Below are 20,600 nucleotides of genomic sequence, written 5' to 3' on the forward strand. Positions count from 1 at the left end.
CCCACTGCGCCGGCATCGCCAATCTGAAAGTAGGTGGTGGCCTCACGCCCGGACATGCCGTCCCGGCTCATCTTCTCCAGAACAGCCAGCTTGAACGCGAGGTCATAGGACCGGGTCTGGCGGTGAAACCCGCGCCAACCGTGCAGCCGATACGTAGCCACCCAGCGTCTGACCGTGGAGAACTCCAAACCGTGGTGTCGGGCGATGGCTTTGACCGACGTGGAGGTCTTGCAGGCTTCTTTGGCGACCTGCAGTTTGAATCGAGCTTCGTACCTGTTCATGTATCCCTCGGGGTTGGATCTGGCGTCCAACTCCCGGGGGTCACTTCAAGGAAGGGTTCACGGCGTGTCCCGCCTGTTCCCGCCTCACCGCAATCCGCAGACGGATCCGCGGTGGCTGCTTTGGTTTCTGCGGGTGCCGGGCGGCAGCTCGGCCGCCTTACTTCCCTAGGCGGGCGACCAGCGCCTGCAGCGCGTTCTGCGCATCCGGGGCGAACCAGGCCTCGACGAAGCGGTCGAGCTGGATCAGGTCCGGGTGCAGGGCATCGTGCAGTTCGGCGCGGGCGATGGCCCGGGTCAGCAGCATCGGCTGCCGCGGCTGCTTCAGCAGGTCCTGCAGCCAGGCTACCGCACGGGCCACCACCAGCTCGCCATCAACCAGTTCATCGACCAGACCGATCTGCAAGGCTTGTTCGGCCGGTACCAGCGCGCCGGTGGCCAGCAGGACGCTGGAGCGATGCGCGCCCACGGCACGGCGCAGCAGGCGCTGGATGCCTTCCGGTGCGATCAGGCCGACCTGCACTTCGTTCAGGCCGATGGCGTACGGGCGCGCCGGATCGGCGCTGCGTGCCATCACCCGGTAGTCGCAGCACAGGGCCAGCACGCAGCCACCAGCCGGGGCGTGGCCGGTGATCGCCGCAACCACCGGGATGCGGCTCTCGGCAAGCGTGCGTACCGCGCCGAAGAACGCGTTCCAGGTGTCCAGCAGCTTGTGCTTGTCATCGCCATGCGAGAGCAGGTGCGGCACGTCCATGCCGCCGGTGAAGATACGCTCGCTGCCGGACAGCACGATACCGTGCGCGTCCTCGGCCATCGCCAGTTCGATGGCATGGATCAACTGCCGGCACAGCTCGGTGTCCAGGGCATTGACCGGCGGCCGCGCCAGCCGCAGTTCGCGGATGGGGCCATGGTTGATCACCTCGATGAGCGTCGTCATGCTGCGGGTCTCGTTGCGAAGAGGGAACTGAGACGATGATAACCAAACCATTCGTTGGCGTACTGTTGGTTCTGTGTGCGGCCGCAGCATCGGCCTCCGCCGCCGAGACGAAGTGCGTCACCGTCGAGCAGGGCTGGGTACGGTTGTTGCCCAACCCGAAGATGGCAATGACTGCCGGTTATGCGGTGATCCGCAACGGCTGCGCCAACGCGGTGGCGATCACCGGTTCACGCAGTGCGACCTTCGGCGATGTGTCGCTGCACGAGACCACGATCGTCGATGGGGTCAGCCGCATGCGTGAGGTCCGGCGCCTGCCATTGGCGCCCGGCGCGCGCGCCGTACTGAAGCCCGGTGGCCTGCACCTGATGCTGATGGACGGCAACCGCACCCTGGAGGAGGGGCAGCCTGTGTGGCTGCAGCTGCAGCTGGAAGATGGCACCGAAGTCAGCACGGCGTTGATAGCGCGCAAGGCCGCGCCGTAACGCGGCGCTCGTTCCGCCGGGCATGGCCCGGCGCTACCCAGGCATCACGGCCGAATCGACACTGGTAGCGCCGGGCCATGCCCGGCGAGCGCGCAGCGCGGTGGGCTTACGACCAGTCGTACGAGAACAGCACCGTGCGGCTTTCCGGCTCGTACAGCATCACGATCGCATCGGCACCGGTGGCGCACCAGTTGTAGCCGGCCACTTCGGCAACGGCGAAGAATTTCCTGCCATCGCGGGTGATGATCGCGCACTCGGCATCGTCCGGCGCATGGCGGTCGTCGGCCGCCTCGGTGAACGCCAGCGCGAAGGCGGCGGGAATCTCCGCGGTTTCAATCCAGTTGCCGGTCGAGATCTGCCCGCCCAGCACATCAAGGTAGGCCTGCTCGCCGGGTTCGCCATCGCCATAGCGCGAATAGCTGGCCAAGCGTCCATGCTGCTGGAAGTACGCGTGTGCCTTGCTGTAGCTCTCACGCATCTCCGTGATGTGCTCCAGCGCGTCGTTGTCCTGCACCTGGTCGCCGATGAAATAGCCCTCCTCACCGAGGAAACGCATGCGGTTGTCGGCGGTCAATTCAAAGGCGATCCAGTTGGTGCCGGTGAACGCGTTGTGGTGTTCTTCGGTGGCTTCGCCGATGCAGCCTTCATAGGGCTCGATCGGACACAGCAGGGTGGCGGCCTGGCCGGCCAGTTCCGGGCGCAGCACGCCGAGGTCGATCTTCAGCAGCGGCAGCAGGTGCTGACCAAGCCAGGCCTGGTCATCAGGGAATACGTCGGCGGGGAAGGGGACCATGCCGGGCAGCAGGTCGCGCAGTTCAGTCTGGTGGATCATGTCAGTCCTTTGATGTGGAACGGTAGCGCCGGGCCATGCCCGGCGGGCCGGTGCCGACCAAGGTCGGCATCTACCAGATGTGTCAGCTCGACGCGTTGCGGATCGCCTCAGGCAGTGGCGCGCTCTTGCCGGTCTGCGTGTCCATCCACACCACCACCACGTTGCCGTCCGAATACAGCCTCGACTCATCCTGCTGGTCGACGATGCGATGGCCGATGGTCACGCTGCTGTTGCCCAGGCGCTCGACGAACAGCTCGACCAGGATGTCGTTGGGCCACACGATCGGCAACCGGTAGTTGACGTTGGTGGCAGCCACCACCGGTGCGATGCGGTCGGTCATCGACACGCCTTCCACGCCCAGCATCCAGCGCACGCGCGCCTCTTCCAGGTAGGAGATGTACTTGGCGTTGTTGACGTGGCCCATGCTGTCCATGTCACGCCAGCGCACGCTGATCGGAATGCGGGCCAGGATCTTGTGTTCGCTGCTCATCAGGCGTCCTTCTTCTTCTTGGTGCCGGCCGTGGCGGTCTTGCTGGCCTTGCCGGTGCTCTTGGCGGCGGCGGCCTTCTTGGCCGGCTTCTCGGGCTTCACCTTGCGCGGCGGGCGCGCATCGGGCTTGTTGGCCACGGCGGCGGGCTGGTCCGGTCGCGCAGTAGTGGAGGGCAGCATCCGGGCGAGGAACTGGCCGGTGTACGAATCCGGGCATGCGGCCACGTCTTCCGGCGTGCCGGTCACCAGGATGGTGCCACCGCGATGACCGCCTTCCGGACCCAGATCGACGATCCAGTCGGCAGTCTTGATCACGTCCAGGTTGTGCTCGATCACCACCACCGTGTTGCCCTCGTCGCGCAGCTTGTGCAGCACGCCGAGCAGTGCCTCGATGTCGTGGAAGTGCAGGCCGGTGGTCGGCTCGTCGAGGATGTACAGGGTGCGGCCGGTATCGCGGCGCGACAGCTCCTTGGACAGCTTCACGCGCTGCGCTTCACCACCGGACAGCGTGGTCGCGCTCTGGCCCAGCTTGATGTAGCTCAGGCCGACATCGACCAGGGTCTCCAGCTTGCGGGCGATGGACGGTACCGGCTCGAACAGCTTCAATGCATCTTCGACGGTCATTTCCAGCACGTCGTTGATGTTGAAGCCCTTGTACAGGATCTCCAGCGTTTCGCGGTTGTAGCGCTTGCCATGGCAGACGTCGCAGGGCACGTACACGTCCGGCAGGAAGTGCATCTCGACCTTGATCAGGCCATCGCCCTGGCAGGCCTCGCAGCGGCCACCACGCACGTTGAAACTGAAGCGCCCCGGCGAATAACCGCGCGCACGCGATTCGGGCACCTGTGCGAACAGTTCGCGCAGGGGAGTGAACAGGCCGGTATAGGTGGCCGGGTTCGAACGCGGGGTGCGGCCGATCGGCGACTGGTCGATGTCCACCACCTTGTCGAACAGGTCCAGGCCATCGATCTCCTTGTAAGGCGCGATCGGGTGCGAGGCGCCGTTGATCTCGTTGGCAGCCAGCGAGAACAGGGTGTCGTTGATCAGGGTCGACTTGCCCGAACCGGACACGCCGGTCACGCAGGTCAGCAGCCCCGCCGGAATGGCCAGGTCCACGCCCTTCAGGTTGTTGCCGGTGGCACCACGCAGATGCAGGGTCATCTTCGGGTTCGGCTTGTGCCGGCGCGCCGGGATCTTGATCGCGCGCTTGCCCGACAGGTACTGGCCGGTCAGCGAACGCGGTGCATCGAGGAGGTCCTGCAGGCTGCCCTGGCCGACGATCTCGCCGCCATGCACGCCCGCGCCCGGCCCGATGTCCAGCACGTAGTCGGCCAGACGGATCGCATCTTCGTCATGCTCAACCACGATCACCGTGTTGCCGAGGTCGCGCAGGCGGGTGAGGGTGCCCAGCAGGCGCTCGTTGTCGCGCTGGTGCAGGCCGATGGACGGCTCATCGAGCACGTACATCACGCCCACCAGGCCGGCACCGATCTGGCTGGCCAGGCGGATGCGCTGCGCCTCGCCACCGGACAGGGTGTCGGCCTTGCGCTCCAGGGTCAGGTAATCCAGGCCCACATCGACCAGGAAGCCGAGACGCTCACCGATCTCCTTGACGATCTTCGCAGCGATCTCGCCGCGCCAGCCCGGCAGGCTCAGTTCGCTGAAGAACTTCAGCGCTTCATCGATCGGCAGCACCACCAGTTCCGGCAGCGGGCGATCGGCCACGAACACGTTGCGCGCGGCCTTGTTCAGGCGTGCGCCGTTGCACTCGGGACAGGCATGCTCGCTGATGTACTTGCCCAGCTCTTCCTGCACCGCCGCCGATTCGGTTTCCTTGTAGCGGCGTTCGAGGTTGGGAATGATGCCTTCGAAGCGATGCTTGCGCTGGGTGCGGCCACCGGCCTCGGTGAAGTAGGTGAAGGTGATCGCTTCCTCGCCGCTGCCATACAGCACGGCCTGCTGCACCTTGGCCGGCAGCGAGTTCCACGCCGCGTCGGTGTCGAACTTGTAGTGCTTGGCCAGCGAGGCGATCAGCTGGAAGTAATAGGCGTTGCGGCGATCCCAGCCGCGCACGGCACCGGCAGCCAGCGACAGCTCGGGATGCACCACCACGCGCGAGGGATCGAAGAATTCGGCCATGCCCAGTCCATCGCAGCCGGGGCAGGCGCCCATCGGTGCGTTGAACGAGAACAGGCGCGGCTCCAGTTCGGGCAGCGAGTAGTCGCAGACCGGGCAGGAATACTTGGACGAGAACAGGGTAGGGGTCGCACCGGCGTCGTCCAGCGACTGCACCGACGCCATGCCATCACCCAGCTTCAAGGCCGTTTCGAAGCTCTCGGCCAGGCGCTGCTTGATGTCTTCGCGCGGGCGGAAGCGATCGATCACCGCCTCGATGGTGTGCTTCTGGCGCAGCGCCAGCGGCGGCACCGCATCGATTTCGTACAGCTCGCCATCGACGCGCACACGCACGAAACCCTGCGCGCGCAGCTGGTCGAACACCTGTGCGTGCTCGCCCTTGCGGTCGCGGATCACCGGCGCCAGCAGCATGTAGCGCTGTTCCGGGTCCAGCGTCAGCATGTGGTCGACCATCTGGCTGACCGTCTGCGCTTCCAGCGGATAGCCGTGGTCGGGGCAGCGCGGCGTGCCGACACGTGCGTACAGCAGGCGCAGGTAGTCGTAGATCTCGGTGATCGTGCCGACCGTCGAGCGCGGGTTGTGCGAGGTCGACTTCTGCTCGATCGAGATCGCCGGGGACAGGCCTTCGATATGGTCCAGGTCCGGCTTTTCCATCACGCTCAGGAACTGCCGCGCATACGCCGACAGGGACTCGACGTAACGCCGCTGGCCCTCGGCATAGATGGTGTCGAACGCCAGCGACGACTTGCCCGAGCCGGACAGGCCGGTGATCACGATCAGTTTGTCGCGGGGCAGGTCGAGGTCGATGTTCTTGAGGTTGTGCGTCCGCGCGCCGCGGATGCGGATGAAATCCATCGCCATGGGGAATCCGGTTGTGGGGGCGTGGCTGGGCCGCCGGGCCAGCGATAGGGCGGCAATCGGTCAGCCTACCGAGGTGACCAGATGGGGGCAATGGGCGACAATGCCAGCCCGGTGTCTCACCTCGTGAGACGGCCAGTAGAGCCGAGCCACGCTCGGCTGGCCGGACCCCGAACCGTTCAGCCGAGCATGGCTCGGCTCTACTGAGGGCGGGGGACAGGTCCCCGCAGGCCCTGCCCAGGGGTTGACTTGACCCGTCCGCGGTGGTCCACGTACAATTCCGCTCCTGTCCGCCCTCGACGGCGGCAGTCCATAGACCACAATAACTACAGAGGAAGTCTGGTCATGTACGCAGTACTGGTCACCGGCGGTAAGCAATACCGCGTGGCGCAGGGCGAAAAGCTCCGCATTGAAAAGCTCGAAGTCGAAGTCGGCAGCGAGATCAAGTTCGACAACATCCTGCTGCTCGGCGACAGCGATGGCATCAAGATCGGCGACGCCCTGAGCGGCGCTGCGGTCACTGCCACCGTCCTGTCCCAGGGTCGTGCCGACAAGGTCCGGATCATCAAGTTCCGTCGCCGTAAGCACCACATGAAGCGCCAGGGTCACCGTCAGTACTACACCGAAATCGAGATCACCGGCATTGCCGGTGGCAGCAAGTAAGGAGATAGGTCATGGCACATAAAAAAGGCGTAGGCTCTTCGCGCAACGGTCGCGACTCCAACCCGAAGTACCTCGGCGTCAAGATCTTCGGTGGCCAGGCCATCGAAGCCGGCAACATCATCGTGCGTCAGCGCGGCACCCAGTTCCACCCGGGTTCGGGCGTCGGCCTCGGTCGTGACCACACCCTGTTCGCCCTGACGGACGGCAAGGTGGAGTTCACCGTGAAGGGCCCGAAGAAGCGTCGCACCGTCAGCGTCGTCTCGGTCGAAGCCTGATAAGGCTGCGTCCGGCGCCCATGCCTCGGCATGGCCGTGCTGGATGAAGAGCTCGCTGCATGAAGAGCCCCGCTTCGGCGGGGCTTTTCGTTGGAATCAATGGTAAAACGGGCATCGCCCGGTTGTCGGCCAGCGGCCGGCACTACATCAAGGTGGCGGCGTGCATGCCGCGCCCATCGCAGGCATCGAAACAATGAAACTGGTAGACGAAGCAGAAATCGAAGTGTTCGCCGGCAACGGCGGCAACGGCTGCATTGGCTTCCGTCGCGAGAAGTTCATTCCGCTCGGCGGCCCGGACGGCGGCGACGGCGGTGCGGGCGGCAGCGTGTGGATCCGCGCCGACGAAAACCTCAACACCCTGGTCGACTTCCGCCATGACCGCATCTTCAAGGCGCAGCGCGGCGAGAACGGCATGGGCCGCCAGGCCTATGGCAAGGGTGGCGAAGACATGGTCATCACCGTGCCGGTCGGCACCGTGATCATCAACGTGGCCACCGATGAAATCATCGGCGACCTGACCCAGCATGGCGACCGCCTGCTGGTGGCCAAGGGGGGCCGCGGCGGCCTCGGCAACATGCATTTCAAGAGCTCCACCAATCGCTCGCCGCGCCAGGCGCTGCCGGGCGAGCCGGGTGAAGAGCGCACGCTGAAGCTGGAGTTGAAGCTGCTGGCCGACGTCGGCCTGCTGGGCTTCCCCAATGCCGGCAAGAGCACCCTGATCCGCGCCGTCTCGGCGGCGACGCCGAAGGTGGCCGATTACCCGTTCACCACGCTGTACCCGAACCTGGGTGTGGTGAAGGTGGAAAACTACCGCAGCTTCGTGATCGCCGACATTCCGGGCCTGATCGAAGGTGCGGCCGACGGTGCCGGCCTGGGCGCGCAGTTCCTGCGCCACCTGCAGCGCACCCGCCTGCTGCTGCACCTCGTCGACATCTCGCCGATGGAAGGTGGTGTGGAGGGCGTTTCCCCGGTCGAGCAGGTGCGTGCCATTGAGCGCGAACTGGAAAAGCACGATCCGGAGCTGCTGGCCAAGCCGCGCTGGCTGGTGCTGAACAAGGCCGACCTGATGTTCGAGGACGAGGCCAAGGCCGCCGCCGAGAAGATCGTGGCCGAGCTGGGCTGGAAGGAGCCGTGGTTCCTGGTGTCCGCACTGGGTCGCGAGGGCACCTTCCCGATCATGAGCCGGATCATGGCGTTCTTCGATCGCCAGAAGGAAGACGAGCTCGAGGCGGCCCGCAACGCGCAGTAATGCCTGTTGTGGTTCCCGCGAAAAAACCCGGCTTCGGCCGGGTTTTTTGTGGGTACCGCTCTTCTGTAGAGCCGAGCCCATGCTCGGCTGCTGTTCGCGCGGCCAGCCGAGCATGGGCTTGGCTCTACAGAAGCGGAAACTGCAGGCAACAAAAAACCCGGCCGAAGCCGGGCTTTTGCGTGCTGCCGGAGCCGAGGCTCCAGCAACCAACCGGATCAGGCGGCCTGGAGGGCCTTGATGCGGTCGTTCAGGCGGCTCTTGTGGCGAGCAGCCTTGTTCTTGTGGATCAGGCCACGCGCGCTGAAACGATCCAGGATCGGCTGGGCAACGGCGAAGGCGGCTTGAGCGCCGGCGGCATCGTTGGCGTCCAGCGCCTTGATCACTTTCTTGACAGCGGTGCGCAGCATCGAGCGCTGAGCCACGTTGCGCGCGTTGCGCACGACGGTCTGCTTGGCGCGCTTCTTGGCGGACTTGATATTGGCCACGGTGGTGGTTTCCTGAAAAATCGGTGTTATGGGAACAGCAAGCTAGCTAGTATGATGGCGTAAGAAATGTACGTCAAGTCGATTGTCAAGAGGGACGTTGAGTGAGTTCACCCAAGATGTTGCGGGGCCTGCTGTCGTTCAGCAGCATGACCATGGTCTCGCGGGTTCTCGGCCTGGTCCGGGACCAGGTGGTGACCTCGACCTTCGGCACCAACGCCATCACCGATGCTTTCTGGGTCGCCTTCAGGATACCCAATTTCCTGCGCCGGCTGTTCGCCGAGGGCTCCTTTGCCACCGCATTCGTGCCGGTGTTCACCGAGGTGAAGGAGACCCGCAGCCACGCCGAGCTGCGTGAATTGATGGCCCGCACCGCCGGCACCCTGGGCGGCGTGCTGATGCTGGTCACCGCACTGGCGCTGATCTTCGCGCCGCAACTGGCGTCGGTCTTCGCCAGTGGCGTCGACACCGACCCTGCCAAGCAGGGCCTGCTGATCGACCTGTTCCGCCTGACCTTCCCGTTCCTGCTGTTCGTCTCGCTGACCGCCCTGGCCGGCGGCGCGCTGAACAGTTTCCAGCGCTTCGCGATGCCGGCGCTGACCCCGGTCATCCTCAACCTGTGCATGATCGCCGGCGCGCTGTGGCTGGCGCCGCGGCTGGGGGGCACACCGGAAAAGCAGATCCTCGCCCTCGGCTGGGCCGTGCTGGCCGCCGGCCTGTTGCAGCTGCTGTTCCAGTTGCCTTCGTTGAAGGGTATCGACCTGCTGACCCTGCCGCGCTGGGGCTGGAACCATCCGGGCGTGCGCAAGGTGATGACGCTGATGGTGCCGACCCTGTTCGGCTCGTCAGTGGCGCAGATCAACCTGCTGCTGGATACCGTCATCGCCGCCAAGCTGACCGATGGTTCGCAGTCCTGGCTGTCGCTGGCCGATCGCTTCCTGGAACTGCCGCTGGGTGTGTTCGGCGTGGCCCTGGGCACGGTGATCCTGCCGGCGCTGGCCCGGCACCATGTCAGCACCGACCGCGAAGGCTTTTCGCGCTCGCTGGACTGGGGCCTGCGCATGACCCTGCTGATCTCGGTGCCGGCCATGCTCGGCCTGCTGCTGCTGGCCGAGCCGCTGATCTCGACGATCTTCCAGCACGGCCAGTTCACCGCCTTCGACACCCGCATGACGGCGCTGTCGGTGTACGGCCTGAGCTTCGGCCTGCCGGCCTTCGCGCTGCTGAAAGTGGTGCTGCCGGCCTTCTACGCGCGGCAGGACACCAAAACGCCGGTGCGTGCCGGTGTCGCCGCGCTGGTGGCCAACATGGTGTTCAACTTCGCCCTGCTGGCGGTGCTGTACCAGGTGATGGTGCCCGATGAGCTGAAGGCGCAGGGGGTGATGGCCGCCCTCGGCAAGCAGCCCGGCCTGCACCTGGCATTGGGCATCGCCAGCGCGCTGTCCAGTTACCTGAACCTGGGGCTGCTCTGGTACTGGCTGGGCAAGACCGATGTCTACCAGCGGCGTCCCGGCTGGGGCGGTTACCTGCTGCGGCTGCTGGTGGCGTGCACGGCGATGGTCGGCGTGCTGCTGGCCCTGCTGTACTGGCTGCCGGGCTTCTCGTCGATGGGCGTGTGGGAACGGATCGGTGCCCTCGGCCTGCTGGTCGGCGGTGGCGGGCTGACCTATCTGCTGGCAATGGTGGCGATGGGCTTCCGTCCGCGCGACCTGCGCGGGCATTGATCGTGGCTCCCGGCGGCTATACTTCAGGGTTACACCATTGAAACGGCGGGCTTGGGCCGGCCGGAACGAGAGTTGATGAGCAGGCTGTTCAGAAGCGTCGAGGGCGGGGAGCTGTTCCCCAACGGAAGCGTGGTCTGCATCGGTGCATTCGACGGCCTCCACCTGGGCCATCGTGCGCTGGTGCGGCACGCGGTCGCGCGTGCGCGCGCCTTGGGTGTGGCTGCGGTGGCGGTGGCCTTCGAGCCCCTGCCGCGCGAGTTCTTTGCCCAAGGCACGCCGCCGCCGCGGCTGACCCTGGCCCGCAGCAAGGTCGAGATCCTGCACGAACTGGGCGTCGATGCGATCGGCCTGCTGCGCTTCGACGCGGCGATGGCGGCGATGCCGGCCGAAACCTTCGTGCGCCAGCTGCTGGCCCATCGCCTGAACGCCCGCGAGGTCTGGATCGGGCCGGAGTTCTGTTTCGGCAACCGCCGCCGTGGCGATCTGGCCCTGCTGCAGGCGCTGGGTGCCGAGCTCGGTTTCAGCGCCGGCGAAATCGAAGCGGTCGACCTGCACGGTGATCGCATCTCCAGCACCCGGATCCGCCAGCTGCTGCAGGAAGGCGACTTCGCCCGCGTCGGCGACCTGCTGGGGCGTCCCTACTCGATCAGCGGGCGGGTGGTGCGCGGGCGTCAGCTCGGCCGTACGCTGGGCTTCCCCACCGCCAACCTGCGATTCCCGAAGACCCCGGCGTTGTCGGGCATCTACGCGACCTGGGTGCACGGGGTGTTCGACCAGCCGTGGCCGTCGGTGTCCAGTTTCGGTACCCGGCCGACCGTGGATGGCGTGGAGCCGCTGCTGGAAGCGCACCTGTTCGATTTCCAGGGCGACCTGTACGGGCGTCACATCGAAGTGGAATTCGTCGCCAAGCTGCGCGATGAAGAGAAATTCAACGATCTGGCGGCGCTGACCGACCAGATGCACCGCGACGCCGAACAGGCGCGTGCCATCCTTTCCGAACATAGATTGCGAGCCACTGCGTGAGCCAGGACTACAAGACCACCCTCAACCTGCCGGCCACCGAATTCCCGATGCGCGGCGACCTGCCCAAGCGCGAGCCGGGCATTCTGGCGCGCTGGGAAGAGCAGGGGCTCTACCAGCAGCTGCGCGACAACGCCGCCGGCCGCCCGCTGTTCGTGCTGCATGACGGTCCGCCGTACGCCAATGCGCGCATCCACCTGGGCCACGCGGTCAACAAGATCCTCAAGGACGTCATCGTCAAGTCGCGCTACCTGGCCGGCTTCGATGCGCCCTACGTGCCGGGCTGGGACTGCCATGGCCTGCCGATCGAAATCGCGGTGGAAAAGAAGTGGGGCAAGGTCGGGGTGAAGCTCGATGCGGTCGAGTTCCGGCAGAAGTGCCGCGAGTTCGCCGAGGAGCAGATCGACATCCAGCGCGCTGACTTCAAGCGCCTGGGCGTCACCGGCGACTGGGACAACCCGTACAAGACCCTGAGCTTCGATTTCGAGGCCAACGAGATCCGCGCGTTGTCCAAGATCGTGGCCAACGGCCATCTGCTGCGCGGCGCCAAGCCGGTGTACTGGTGCTTCGACTGCGGTTCGGCGCTGGCCGAAGCCGAGATCGAGTACCACGAGAAGACCTCGCCGGCGATCGACGTGGCCTACGCCGCGCGTGATGCGCAGGCCGTGGCGCAGGCGTTCGGTGTCAGCCTGCCGGCTGACGTGGAAGTGGCCGTGCCGATCTGGACCACCACCCCGTGGACGCTGCCGGCCTCGCTGGCGGTGTCGCTGGGCGCGGACATCCGCTACGTGCTGGCCGAAGGCCCGGCGCACAACGGCAAGCGCCGTTGGCTGGTGCTGGCTGCTGCGCTGGCCGAGCGTTCGCTGCAGCGCTACGGCGTGGACGCGGTGGTGCTGCACGGTGAAGCCGAAGGTTCGGCGCTGGAAAACCAGCTGCTGGCGCACCCGTTCTACCCGGAGCGCGAAATCCTCGTGCTCAACGGCGAACACGTGTCCGACGAGGACGGTACCGGTGCGGTGCACACCGCGCCCGGCCACGGCCAGGAAGACTACGTGGTCAGCCAGAAGTATGGCTTGCTGGACAAGTACAACGCCGGGCAGATCACGCCGATCGACGGCCGTGGCGTCTACCTGGAATCGACCCCGCCTGCAGGCGACGTGGTGCTGGCGGGCCAGCACCTGTGGAAGGCGCAGGAGGCGATCGTGCAGGTGCTGCGTGACAGCGGCGCGCTGCTGGCGTTCGTCGAGATCCGCCACAGCTACCCGCACTGCTGGCGGCACAAGACGCCGGTGGTGTTCCGCGCCACCCCGCAGTGGTTCATCTCGATGGACAAGGCCAACCTGCGCAACGATGCGCTGGCCGCCATCGACACCGTCGGCTGGTTCCCGAGCTGGGGCAAGGCGCGCATCCAGAGCATGGTCGATGGCCGCCCGGACTGGACGATCTCGCGCCAGCGCACCTGGGGCGTGCCGATCGCACTGTTCACCCACCGCCAGACCGGCGAGATCCACCCGCGTTCGGTGGAGCTGATGCAGCAGGTGGCCGACCGCGTTGAAGCCGAAGGCATCGACGTGTGGTACTCGCTGGACGCGGCCGAACTGCTGGGCGCCGAAGCGGCCGACTACGAGAAGGTCACCGACATCCTCGATGTCTGGTTCGATTCCGGCGTGACTCACGAAGCCGTGCTGGCCGCACGTGGCTTCGGCAAGCCGGCCGACCTGTACCTGGAAGGCTCCGACCAGCATCGCGGCTGGTTCCAGTCCTCGCTGCTGACCGGCGTGGCCATCGACAAGCGCGCGCCGTACAAGCAGTGCCTCACCCACGGTTTCACCGTGGACGAGCACGGCCGCAAGATGTCCAAGTCGCTGGGCAACGGCATCGAACCGCAGGAAATCATGAACAAGCTGGGCGCGGACATCCTGCGCCTGTGGATCGCCTCGGCCGACTACAGCAACGAGATGTCGCTGTCGCAGGAAATCCTCAAGCGCACCGCCGACGCTTACCGTCGCCTGCGCAACACCGCCCGCTTCCTGCTGGGCAACCTGGACGGTTTCGATCCGGCCCAGCACCTGCGCCCCCTCAACGAGATGGTCGCGCTGGACCGCTGGATCGTGCATCGCGCCTGGGAGCTGCAGGAGAAGATCAAGGCGGCGTATGACAACTACGACATGGCCGAGATCGTGCAGCTGCTGCTGAACTTCTGCAGCGTGGACCTGGGCTCGCTGTACCTGGACGTGACCAAGGACCGCCTGTACACGATGCCGACCGATTCGGATGGTCGTCGTTCGGCGCAGAGCGCGATGTACCACATCGCCGAAGCGTTCACCCGCTGGGTGGCGCCGATCCTGACCTTCACCGCCGACGAGCTGTGGGGTTACCTGCCGGGTGACCGTGCCGGCCACGTGCTGTTCACCACCTGGTACGAGGGCCTGGCGCCGCTGCCGGCCGAGGCACAGCTCAACGCCGCTGACTTCGACCAGCTGCTGGCCGTGCGCGAACAGGTGGCCAAGGTGCTGGAGCCGATGCGCGCCAATGGTGCGATCGGTGCCGCGCTGGAAGCGGAAATCACCATCGCCGCCAGCGAAGAGCAGGCCGCACGCTGGCAGCCGCTGGCCGATGAACTGCGTTTCCTGTTCATCAGCGGTGACGTGCAGGTGCGCCCGGCGACCACCGACGAGGTGTTCGTCAGCGCCCAGCCGACGCAGAAGTCCAAGTGCGTGCGCTGCTGGCACCACCGTGCCGACGTTGGCAGCAATGCCGACCACCCGGAACTGTGTGGCCGCTGCGTGACCAACATCGCCGGTGCCGGCGAAGTGCGGAGCTGGTTCTGATGGCCGCCCCGCGCCCGCATCCGAACGCACTGGTCTGGCTGCTGCTGTCGGCAGTCATCATCGGCCTGGACCAGTGGTCGAAGGCCTGGGTGCTGTCGAGCCTGCCGGAGTTCCAGCCGGTGGTGGTCATCGACGGCTTCTGGAACTGGTACCGCACCTACAACACCGGTGCAGCGTTCAGCTTCCTGAGCGATGCCGGTGGCTGGCAGAAGCACTTCTTCACCGTGCTGGCGATCGCCATCAGCGGCCTGATGGCCTGGTGGCTGCGTGCGACTGCCCGTGGCAACTGGAAGGCTGCCGTGCCGTACGCGCTGATCATCGGCGGTGCGATCGGCAACGTGATCGACCGCCAGGTGCATGGTCACGTGGTGGATTTCATCCAGTGGTACGTCGGCGAGCATGTCTGGCCGTCGTTCAACATTGCCGATTCGGCCATCGTGGTGGGTGCCATCGGCATCGCCCTGTTTGGCCTGTTCGACGGCAAGTCCGCCAAAAAGGCGGATAATGCCAACCCGAAACCGTAAGCCGGCCGCTGCCGGGAGACTGAACTGATGGATGTGCTGCTCGCCAACCCGCGTGGTTTCTGTGCCGGTGTCGATCGTGCGATCGAGATCGTCAAGCGCGCGATCGAAACGCTCGGCGCGCCCATCTATGTCCGCCATGAAGTGGTGCACAACCGCTTCGTGGTCGACGACCTGAAGCAGCGCGGCGCGATCTTCGTCGAAGAACTCGACGAAGTGCCGGACAACAACACCGTCATCTTCAGCGCCCATGGCGTTTCCCAGGCCGTGCGCCAGGAAGCCGAGCGTCGTGGCCTGAAGGTGTTCGACGCCACCTGTCCGCTGGTGACCAAGGTCCATTTCGAAGTCGCCCGCCACTGCCGCGCCGGCCGTGACGTGGTGCTGATCGGCCATGCTGGCCATCCGGAAGTGGAGGGCACGATGGGGCAGTGGAACCGCGAAGCGGGCACCGGCCAGATCTACCTGGTCGAGGACGTGGAGCAGGTGGCCACGCTGCAGATCAACCAGCCGGAAAACTTCGCGTACACCACCCAGACCACGCTGTCGGTGGACGACACGCGTGGCATCATCGATGCGCTGCGCGAGCGCTTCCCGGCGATGCAGGGGCCGAAGAACGACGACATCTGCTACGCCACGCAGAACCGCCAGGACGCTGTGCGCGACCTGGCCAAGCGCTGCGACCTGGTGCTGGTGGTCGGTTCGCCGAACAGCTCCAATTCCAACCGACTGAGTGAGCTGGCCCGCCGTGAAGGCGTGGAGAGCTACCTGATCGACGGTGCGCACGAGATCGACCCGGCCTGGGTGGTGGGCAAGCAGCACATTGGCGTGACCGCTGGTGCCTCGGCACCGCAGGTGCTGGTCGATGGCGTGCTGGCGCGTCTGGCCGAGCTGGGGGCTTCCGGTATCGGTGAGCTGGACGGCGAGCCGGAATCGATGGTGTTCGCGCTGCCGAAGGAACTGCGCCTGCGCCTGGTCGACTGACCGGGAAGAGCTTCATCCACGCATGGCGTGGATCTACCGATGGGCCTGCCGGTTTATTGCGATGGCGCATCTGGTGGGTGTGAACCTTGGTTCGCACGGCTTCGGGATGCAGGTCATCCACGCATGGCGTGGATCTACCGATGGGCCTGCCGGTTTATTGCGATGGCGCTACTGGTGGGTGCGAACCTTGGTTCGCACGGCTTCGGGATGCGCCATCCACGCATGGCGTGGATCTACCGATGGGCCTCCCGGTTTATTGCGATGGCGCAACTGGTGGGTGTGAACCTTGGTTCGCACGGCTTCGGGAAGCGCGACATCCACGCATGGCGTGGATCTACCCGGTACTCCTCCGCTTTCCAGTAGATCCACGCCATGCGTGGATGCTGTCAGTCTTCGCCAATGCTCCGATGAGGCTTTGCCGCATCAGGTCGGTGCACTGGCAACCATGACCTTCGGCCATGGGGCTCGGCACCGCACAGGCCTAGCATCGGGGAATCCTCTGCTGCTGGAACCTGCCGATGAAAACCCGTGCCCTGGTGATGTCCGTGCTGTTCGCGCTGGCGGCCACGCCCGCGCTGGCGCAGACCCCGCCACCGGGTGATGCCGCCGCCCCGGGCCTGCTGCGCATCGATGTCGACGCGCGCGACCTGGCCCGGCGCATCTTCAAGGTCACCGCCACCGTGCCAGCCAAGCCCGGTCCGCTGACCCTGCTGTACCCGCAGTGGATTCCCGGCAACCATTCGCCCACTGGCCCCATCGACAAGCTCGCCGGCCTGCGGGTGACCGCCAACGGCAAGCCGTTGGCCTGGCAGCGCGACCAGTTCAACGTATACGCGTTCAAGGTGGAGGTACCGGCGGGTGTGAGCGAGATCGTCGCCCACTTCGATTTCCTGTCTTCGCAGGGGGGAAGCCAGGGTCGGGTGGTGATGACCCCGGAAATGCTCAACCTGCAGTGGAACGCCAATTCGCTGTATCCGGCCGGCGTGGACGCGCGCAACCTGCAGGCGCAGGCCAGCGTGACGCTGCCCAAGGGCTGGGCCTACGCCACCGCGTTGGAAACCGCCCGCCGCGATGGCGACACCGTGGTGTTCAAGCCGATCTCCTATGACCACCTGGTCGACTCGCCGCTGTTTGCCGGCGAGCATCACCAGCGCATCGACCTCGACCCCGGCGCGAAGGCGCCGGTGCACCTGAACGTGTTCGCCGACGATGCCAAATCACTGAAGCCAACCGATGCGCAGCTGAAGGTGCATCGTGCGCTGGTGCAGCAGGCCGACAAACTGTACGGCGCGCGTCACTACGATCACTACGAATTCCTGCTTGCCCTGACCGATCGTCTTGGCGGCATCGGACTGGAACACCATCGCTCCAGCGAAAACAGCGCCGACCCGGGCTATTTCACGGAGTGGGACAGCAACGCGTGGATGCGCGACCTGCTGCCGCATGAGTACACCCACTCGTGGAACGGCAAGTACCGTCGCGGTGCCGATCTGGCCACGGCCAACTTCAACATGCCGATGGGCGACAGCCTGCTGTGGGTGTACGAAGGCCAGACCCAGTTCTGGGGCCAGGTGCTGGCCGCGCGTTCCGGGCTGTGGACCATCGAGCAGGCGCGCGACATGCTCGCGAACGTGGCGGCAACCTATGATCGCGGCCGCCCGGGCCTGGCTTGGCGTCCGCTGCAGGACACCACCAACGACCCGACCATCGCCCAGCGCCGCACGTTGCCGTACCGCAATTACCAGATGAGCGAAGACTACTACTCCGGTGGGCAGATGCTGTGGCTGGAGGTAGAGGGCAAGCTGCGGGGGCTGACCGGCAACCGTCGCAGCCTGGATGATTTCGCGCGTGCGTTTTTTGGCGTCGGCAACGGCGATTGGGACGTCAATCCGTACACCTTCGACGACGTGGTGGCGACCTTGAACGGCATCGCGCCGTACGACTGGGCCAGCTTTCTGCGCCAGCGCCTGGACGGGCACGGATCGCTGACCGGCGGCCTGGAACTGGCGGGCTGGAAGCTGGTCTACCGCGATGCGCCGAACGAGGCCTACAAGGCACAGGAAAAGCGCGCGAAGGCAGCGCTGCTGGCCTACTCGCTGGGCGCGACGGTGCTCGACAGCGGCGTGGTCGGCGATGTGATCTGGGACAGCCCGTCGTTCAACGCAGGTCTGGCGCCGGGCATGAAGGTGATCGCCGTTGGTGGTCGCGAATACAGCAGCCAGCGCTTGAAGGATGCGGTGGCTGCGGCGGCCACTGACAAGGCGCCGATCACACTGCTGGTCAAACAGTTCGACCGCATCGATACGATGAAGATCGACTACCACGGCGGCCTGCAGTATCCGGTGCTGGAACGCATCAGCGGCCGCCCGGATCGCCTTGCAGAGCTGTGGAAGGCGCGATGAGCCTGCGTACGCGCGATGGGCTGATCCTGGTGGTGGCCGTGCTGGCCATCGTCGGCGCCTACCTGGACGGCGACGGGCGTTGGCTGCACTGGTTGGCCAAGCCGGCGACCACGCTGCTGATCGCCGCCATCGCCTGGCAGGCGCGGCCGGTAGCGGATGCGTTCTACCGGCGCGCGGTGCTGTCCGGCATGCTGTTGTCCTGCGTGGGCGATATCGCGCTGATGTTGCCGATCGACGCGTTCGTGCCAGGGCTGGTTGCCTTCCTGCTGGCACATCTGTGCTACATCGCCGCGTTCCGTGCCGGCCTGCGCGCGGGTCGCGGACTGCTCGCTGCCTTCGTGCTGCTTGCCGCATTCGCTTCGATCAACGTCGCCGGCCTATGGCCGCATCTGCCGCTGCCGATGCGCATTCCGGTGCTGGCCTACGTCGTGGTGCTGGCCGCCATGGCAGTGCTGGCACTGGCGCGTTACTGGAAACGGCCGCACGCCGATGCGTTGGAAGCGGGCAGTGCGCGTTGGGCTGCTGGTGGTGCACTGCTGTTCGTCGCCAGCGATTCATTGCTGGCGTGGGATCGCTTCGGCGGCGGCCTGCCGATGGCCAGCCTGCTGGTGCTGTCCACTTACTACGCCGCGCAGTACGCCATCGCCCGCTCGGTGAGATAGCAGAAAAGGAGACGGAGGGGGGCAAGTCGCTTTGGCCCTTGTCGTGCCACTTGGCCCCTCCGTCCCCATTTTCTACTGCAGGTTGCCCTTGGCGTCGTAGCGCAGGCGCACGGTCTGGCGGTCGCCCGCCACTTCATCCGGCAACCACACCAGCTTGCCGCCCTTGCGGATGACCACATACACATGGCCGACCTGGGCCGGCGTACGCATCAGGGCATTGCGCTGCTCCTGCAGGGCCTGCGTCACCCGTGGCACGGCATCGAAATCGATGTTGGCCAGTGCGGTGCTGCTGCGGCGCAGGGTGATGGTCGGTGCGAACTGCTGCGGGTTCACCGCATCGCCCTTGCGCCACTGCCCGCGTTGGTAGTGGTAAGCATCCACATGGCCCGGCTGCTGTGGGGCGACCAGGTCGATGTCGATGCGACCGTCGTCATGGAAGTGGATGCTGTGGAAAACGACCAGGCGTTCGCCGGCCAGTCCGGGCATCGCTTCCAGCGCCTGCCTTGCAGCCTGCAGGCGCTCGCTGTCGAGCAGCAGGTTGGGCCGTGCCCGCCCGGGCACGCGCATCGGTTCGAAAGCTGCCCGTGGCGTGGCGATGGCCGCCGTACGCAACGGTTGTTCCCAAGGATGTTGCTGCGTTGCATCCGCAGGCGCGGTCGATGCGGCGCCGCGCAGGGTCGCATCAACGGTCTGTAATACACCGCCCGCCGTGGCGACGCCGGCCAGGGCCAGCACCACGCCGGCGAACACCAGCGGTGTGGACACGGGCCGCTTCACGCGTCCTCCATGCGCACGCTGCGGCGATCATCCGGGTCGTACAGGATGTCGACCTGCCCGCGAGGAATGTTGGCCAGTTCGAGCAGCGCAACGAAGCGACGCACGCTGGCGTGCTGCACGTTGCCCTCGCGGTCGAGGTATTCCAGCTGGAACTCCACCTGCGGTTGTTCGTTGACGTAGGTACCGGTCTGGCGCACGTCGAGCACTCGCGCTTCGGCGCCGATCCCGCGGTACTTGAGTGCTTCGCCGCGCGCGTCGATCTGCAGCGTGCCGGCCAGCAGGCGTGCTAGCAGGCGCAGGCCGATCAGGTAGCAGCACAGCACCAGCGGGCAGATCAGCAGTGGATGACCGAAACCCAGGAACGTCCAACCCATTCCATCGCTCTGCAGCCGGTAGGCCATGACGTACGCGGCAGCGACCACGATGACACCGATCACGCCGCCGATGGCGCGGCGCCACAGGCTGGCGCTGTCCAGTTCCGGTTGCGCGCCTTCCAGCATCAGGTTGGGCGGGGTGCCCGGCGTGCGGCTGAGCAGCACATCCAGCTGTCTGCCCACGGCAAAACGCTGCAGCTGTGGCTTGCTGTCGACCACGACCAGCGTTTCGGTGATCGGCGTGCCGGACAGGTTGTCGAAGGCCAGTTGCAGCCGCCACTGCGCGAAGCCGCGCACCTGCACGCCAGTCTGTTCGGCCTGCTCGATGCGCGCGCTGCGTGGCTCGCCGTTGGCGAGGATGCTGCGTACGCGTTGCAGTGCGCGCGGTGGCGCCAGCAGCAGGTAATGCAGGAAGGCGTACAGCAGCACCAGCCACAGCGCCAGCGACGTCGCCAGCAGGCCAAGCGCCAACCATGGCGCGCTGCGGTCGCCCAGGTCCATCGGCCAGCTGGTGCCGTAATAGAGCAGGCAGGGGAAGGGCAGCGCGAAGAACAACATGAGCGCGCCCAGGAACCAGAGGTAGGCTTTCATGACTCGCCTTCGACGCCGTGGAACAGGCGGCGTAGG

At 66.0% G+C, this 20,600-nt stretch carries 21 protein-coding genes; 13 read left to right on the forward strand and 8 right to left on the reverse strand.

What is annotated here, in order from left to right:
• Together CR919_RS17025 and CR919_RS17030 are read right to left on the reverse strand one after the other, a co-directional pair.
• On the reverse strand, positions 1-281 hold a 281-nt coding region (locus CR919_RS17025), incomplete at its 3' end, for a transposase (RefSeq protein WP_133119633.1).
• Between the two features lie 157 nt (positions 282-438).
• The gene (locus CR919_RS17030; RefSeq protein WP_099821022.1) at positions 439-1,215 is read right to left on the reverse strand and encodes an enoyl-CoA hydratase/isomerase family protein; all 777 of its coding nucleotides are present in this window, start codon (positions 1,213-1,215) and stop codon (positions 439-441) included.
• Between the two features lie 35 nt (positions 1,216-1,250).
• Here CR919_RS17030 and CR919_RS17035 point away from each other — a divergent pair, with 35 nt between their 5' ends.
• Positions 1,251-1,697, forward strand: a complete 447-nt coding sequence (locus tag CR919_RS17035; protein ID WP_099821023.1) for a copper chaperone PCu(A)C — start codon at positions 1,251-1,253, stop codon at positions 1,695-1,697.
• 106 nt (positions 1,698-1,803) lie between these two features.
• On the opposite strand, the gene CR919_RS17040 is transcribed toward CR919_RS17035, so the two are convergent.
• From CR919_RS17040 to uvrA, 3 genes are all read right to left on the reverse strand, one after another.
• The gene (locus CR919_RS17040; RefSeq protein ID WP_099821024.1) at positions 1,804-2,529 is read right to left on the reverse strand and encodes an enolase; all 726 of its coding nucleotides are present in this window, start codon (positions 2,527-2,529) and stop codon (positions 1,804-1,806) included.
• Positions 2,530-2,611: 82 nt separating this feature from the next.
• Entirely contained in the window at positions 2,612-3,019 is a 408-nt protein-coding gene (locus CR919_RS17045; RefSeq protein ID WP_099821025.1) for a thioesterase family protein, read from the reverse strand.
• The gene (uvrA, locus tag CR919_RS17050; RefSeq protein WP_099821026.1) at positions 3,019-6,015 is read right to left on the reverse strand and encodes an excinuclease ABC subunit UvrA; all 2,997 of its coding nucleotides are present in this window, start codon (positions 6,013-6,015) and stop codon (positions 3,019-3,021) included. Before uvrA ends, CR919_RS17045 begins: the two co-directional genes overlap by 1 nt.
• A 342-nt stretch (positions 6,016-6,357) precedes the next feature.
• Here uvrA and rplU point away from each other — a divergent pair, with 342 nt between their 5' ends.
• The 4 genes from rplU to obgE are packed head-to-tail and all read left to right on the forward strand — an operon-like array spanning position 6,358 to position 8,199.
• On the forward strand, positions 6,358-6,675 hold the full coding sequence (rplU, locus tag CR919_RS17055; RefSeq protein ID WP_004148331.1) for a 50S ribosomal protein L21: 318 nt from the start codon (positions 6,358-6,360) through the stop codon (positions 6,673-6,675).
• An 11-nt stretch (positions 6,676-6,686) separates the two neighbouring features.
• Positions 6,687-6,950: a 50S ribosomal protein L27 gene (gene rpmA / locus CR919_RS17060; protein ID WP_089239574.1), complete on the forward strand. Its 264-nt coding sequence runs from the start codon at positions 6,687-6,689 to the stop codon at positions 6,948-6,950.
• A 59-nt stretch (positions 6,951-7,009) separates the two neighbouring features.
• Complete coding sequence (locus tag CR919_RS21235) at positions 7,010-7,147, forward strand: hypothetical protein (RefSeq protein ID WP_157804331.1); 138 nt, start codon at positions 7,010-7,012, stop codon at positions 7,145-7,147.
• On the forward strand, positions 7,144-8,199 hold the full coding sequence (gene obgE / locus CR919_RS17065; RefSeq protein WP_025873852.1) for a GTPase ObgE: 1,056 nt from the start codon (positions 7,144-7,146) through the stop codon (positions 8,197-8,199). Before CR919_RS21235 ends, obgE begins: the two co-directional genes overlap by 4 nt.
• A gap of 215 nt (positions 8,200-8,414) precedes the next feature.
• On the opposite strand, the gene rpsT is transcribed toward obgE, so the two are convergent.
• Complete coding sequence (rpsT, locus tag CR919_RS17070; protein ID WP_025873851.1) at positions 8,415-8,684, reverse strand: 30S ribosomal protein S20; 270 nt, start codon at positions 8,682-8,684, stop codon at positions 8,415-8,417.
• A gap of 116 nt (positions 8,685-8,800) precedes the next feature.
• Here rpsT and murJ point away from each other — a divergent pair, with 116 nt between their 5' ends.
• From murJ to CR919_RS17110, 8 genes are all read left to right on the forward strand, one after another.
• On the forward strand, positions 8,801-10,405 hold the full coding sequence (gene murJ / locus CR919_RS17075; protein WP_099821027.1) for a murein biosynthesis integral membrane protein MurJ: 1,605 nt from the start codon (positions 8,801-8,803) through the stop codon (positions 10,403-10,405).
• Positions 10,406-10,480: 75 nt separating this feature from the next.
• Positions 10,481-11,428 carry a bifunctional riboflavin kinase/FAD synthetase gene (locus CR919_RS17080; protein WP_099821028.1) on the forward strand — a complete coding sequence of 316 codons (948 nt, stop codon included), beginning with the start codon at positions 10,481-10,483 and terminating at the stop codon, positions 11,426-11,428.
• Complete coding sequence (ileS, locus tag CR919_RS17085; protein ID WP_099821029.1) at positions 11,425-14,256, forward strand: isoleucine--tRNA ligase; 2,832 nt, start codon at positions 11,425-11,427, stop codon at positions 14,254-14,256. Before CR919_RS17080 ends, ileS begins: the two co-directional genes overlap by 4 nt.
• A complete protein-coding gene (gene lspA, locus CR919_RS17090; RefSeq protein WP_099821030.1) occupies positions 14,256-14,780 on the forward strand; it encodes a signal peptidase II in 525 nt (174 codons plus the stop codon). Before ileS ends, lspA begins: the two co-directional genes overlap by 1 nt.
• Before the next feature lie 27 nt (positions 14,781-14,807).
• Entirely contained in the window at positions 14,808-15,758 is a 951-nt protein-coding gene (gene ispH / locus CR919_RS17095; protein WP_099821031.1) for a 4-hydroxy-3-methylbut-2-enyl diphosphate reductase, read from the forward strand.
• A 123-nt stretch (positions 15,759-15,881) separates the two neighbouring features.
• Complete coding sequence (locus tag CR919_RS17100; protein WP_099821032.1) at positions 15,882-16,121, forward strand: hypothetical protein; 240 nt, start codon at positions 15,882-15,884, stop codon at positions 16,119-16,121.
• A gap of 155 nt (positions 16,122-16,276) precedes the next feature.
• A complete protein-coding gene (locus CR919_RS17105) occupies positions 16,277-18,160 on the forward strand; it encodes a M61 family metallopeptidase (protein WP_099821033.1) in 1,884 nt (627 codons plus the stop codon).
• Complete coding sequence (locus CR919_RS17110) at positions 18,157-18,822, forward strand: lysoplasmalogenase (RefSeq protein WP_099821034.1); 666 nt, start codon at positions 18,157-18,159, stop codon at positions 18,820-18,822. The genes CR919_RS17105 and CR919_RS17110 overlap by 4 nt, the downstream gene beginning before the upstream one ends.
• Before the next feature lie 72 nt (positions 18,823-18,894).
• Here the strand turns inward: CR919_RS17110 and CR919_RS17115 are convergent, their stop codons facing one another.
• A complete protein-coding gene (locus tag CR919_RS17115) occupies positions 18,895-19,599 on the reverse strand; it encodes a hypothetical protein (protein WP_099821035.1) in 705 nt (234 codons plus the stop codon).
• Positions 19,596-20,564 carry a hypothetical protein gene (locus CR919_RS17120; protein WP_099821036.1) on the reverse strand — a complete coding sequence of 323 codons (969 nt, stop codon included), beginning with the start codon at positions 20,562-20,564 and terminating at the stop codon, positions 19,596-19,598. The genes CR919_RS17115 and CR919_RS17120 overlap by 4 nt, the downstream gene beginning before the upstream one ends.
• Between the last annotated feature and the right edge of the window lie 36 nt (positions 20,565-20,600).

It is taken from the genome of Stenotrophomonas sp. LMG 10879, assembly GCF_002750935.1.
Lineage (GTDB): Bacteria > Pseudomonadota > Gammaproteobacteria > Xanthomonadales > Xanthomonadaceae > Stenotrophomonas > Stenotrophomonas lactitubi_B.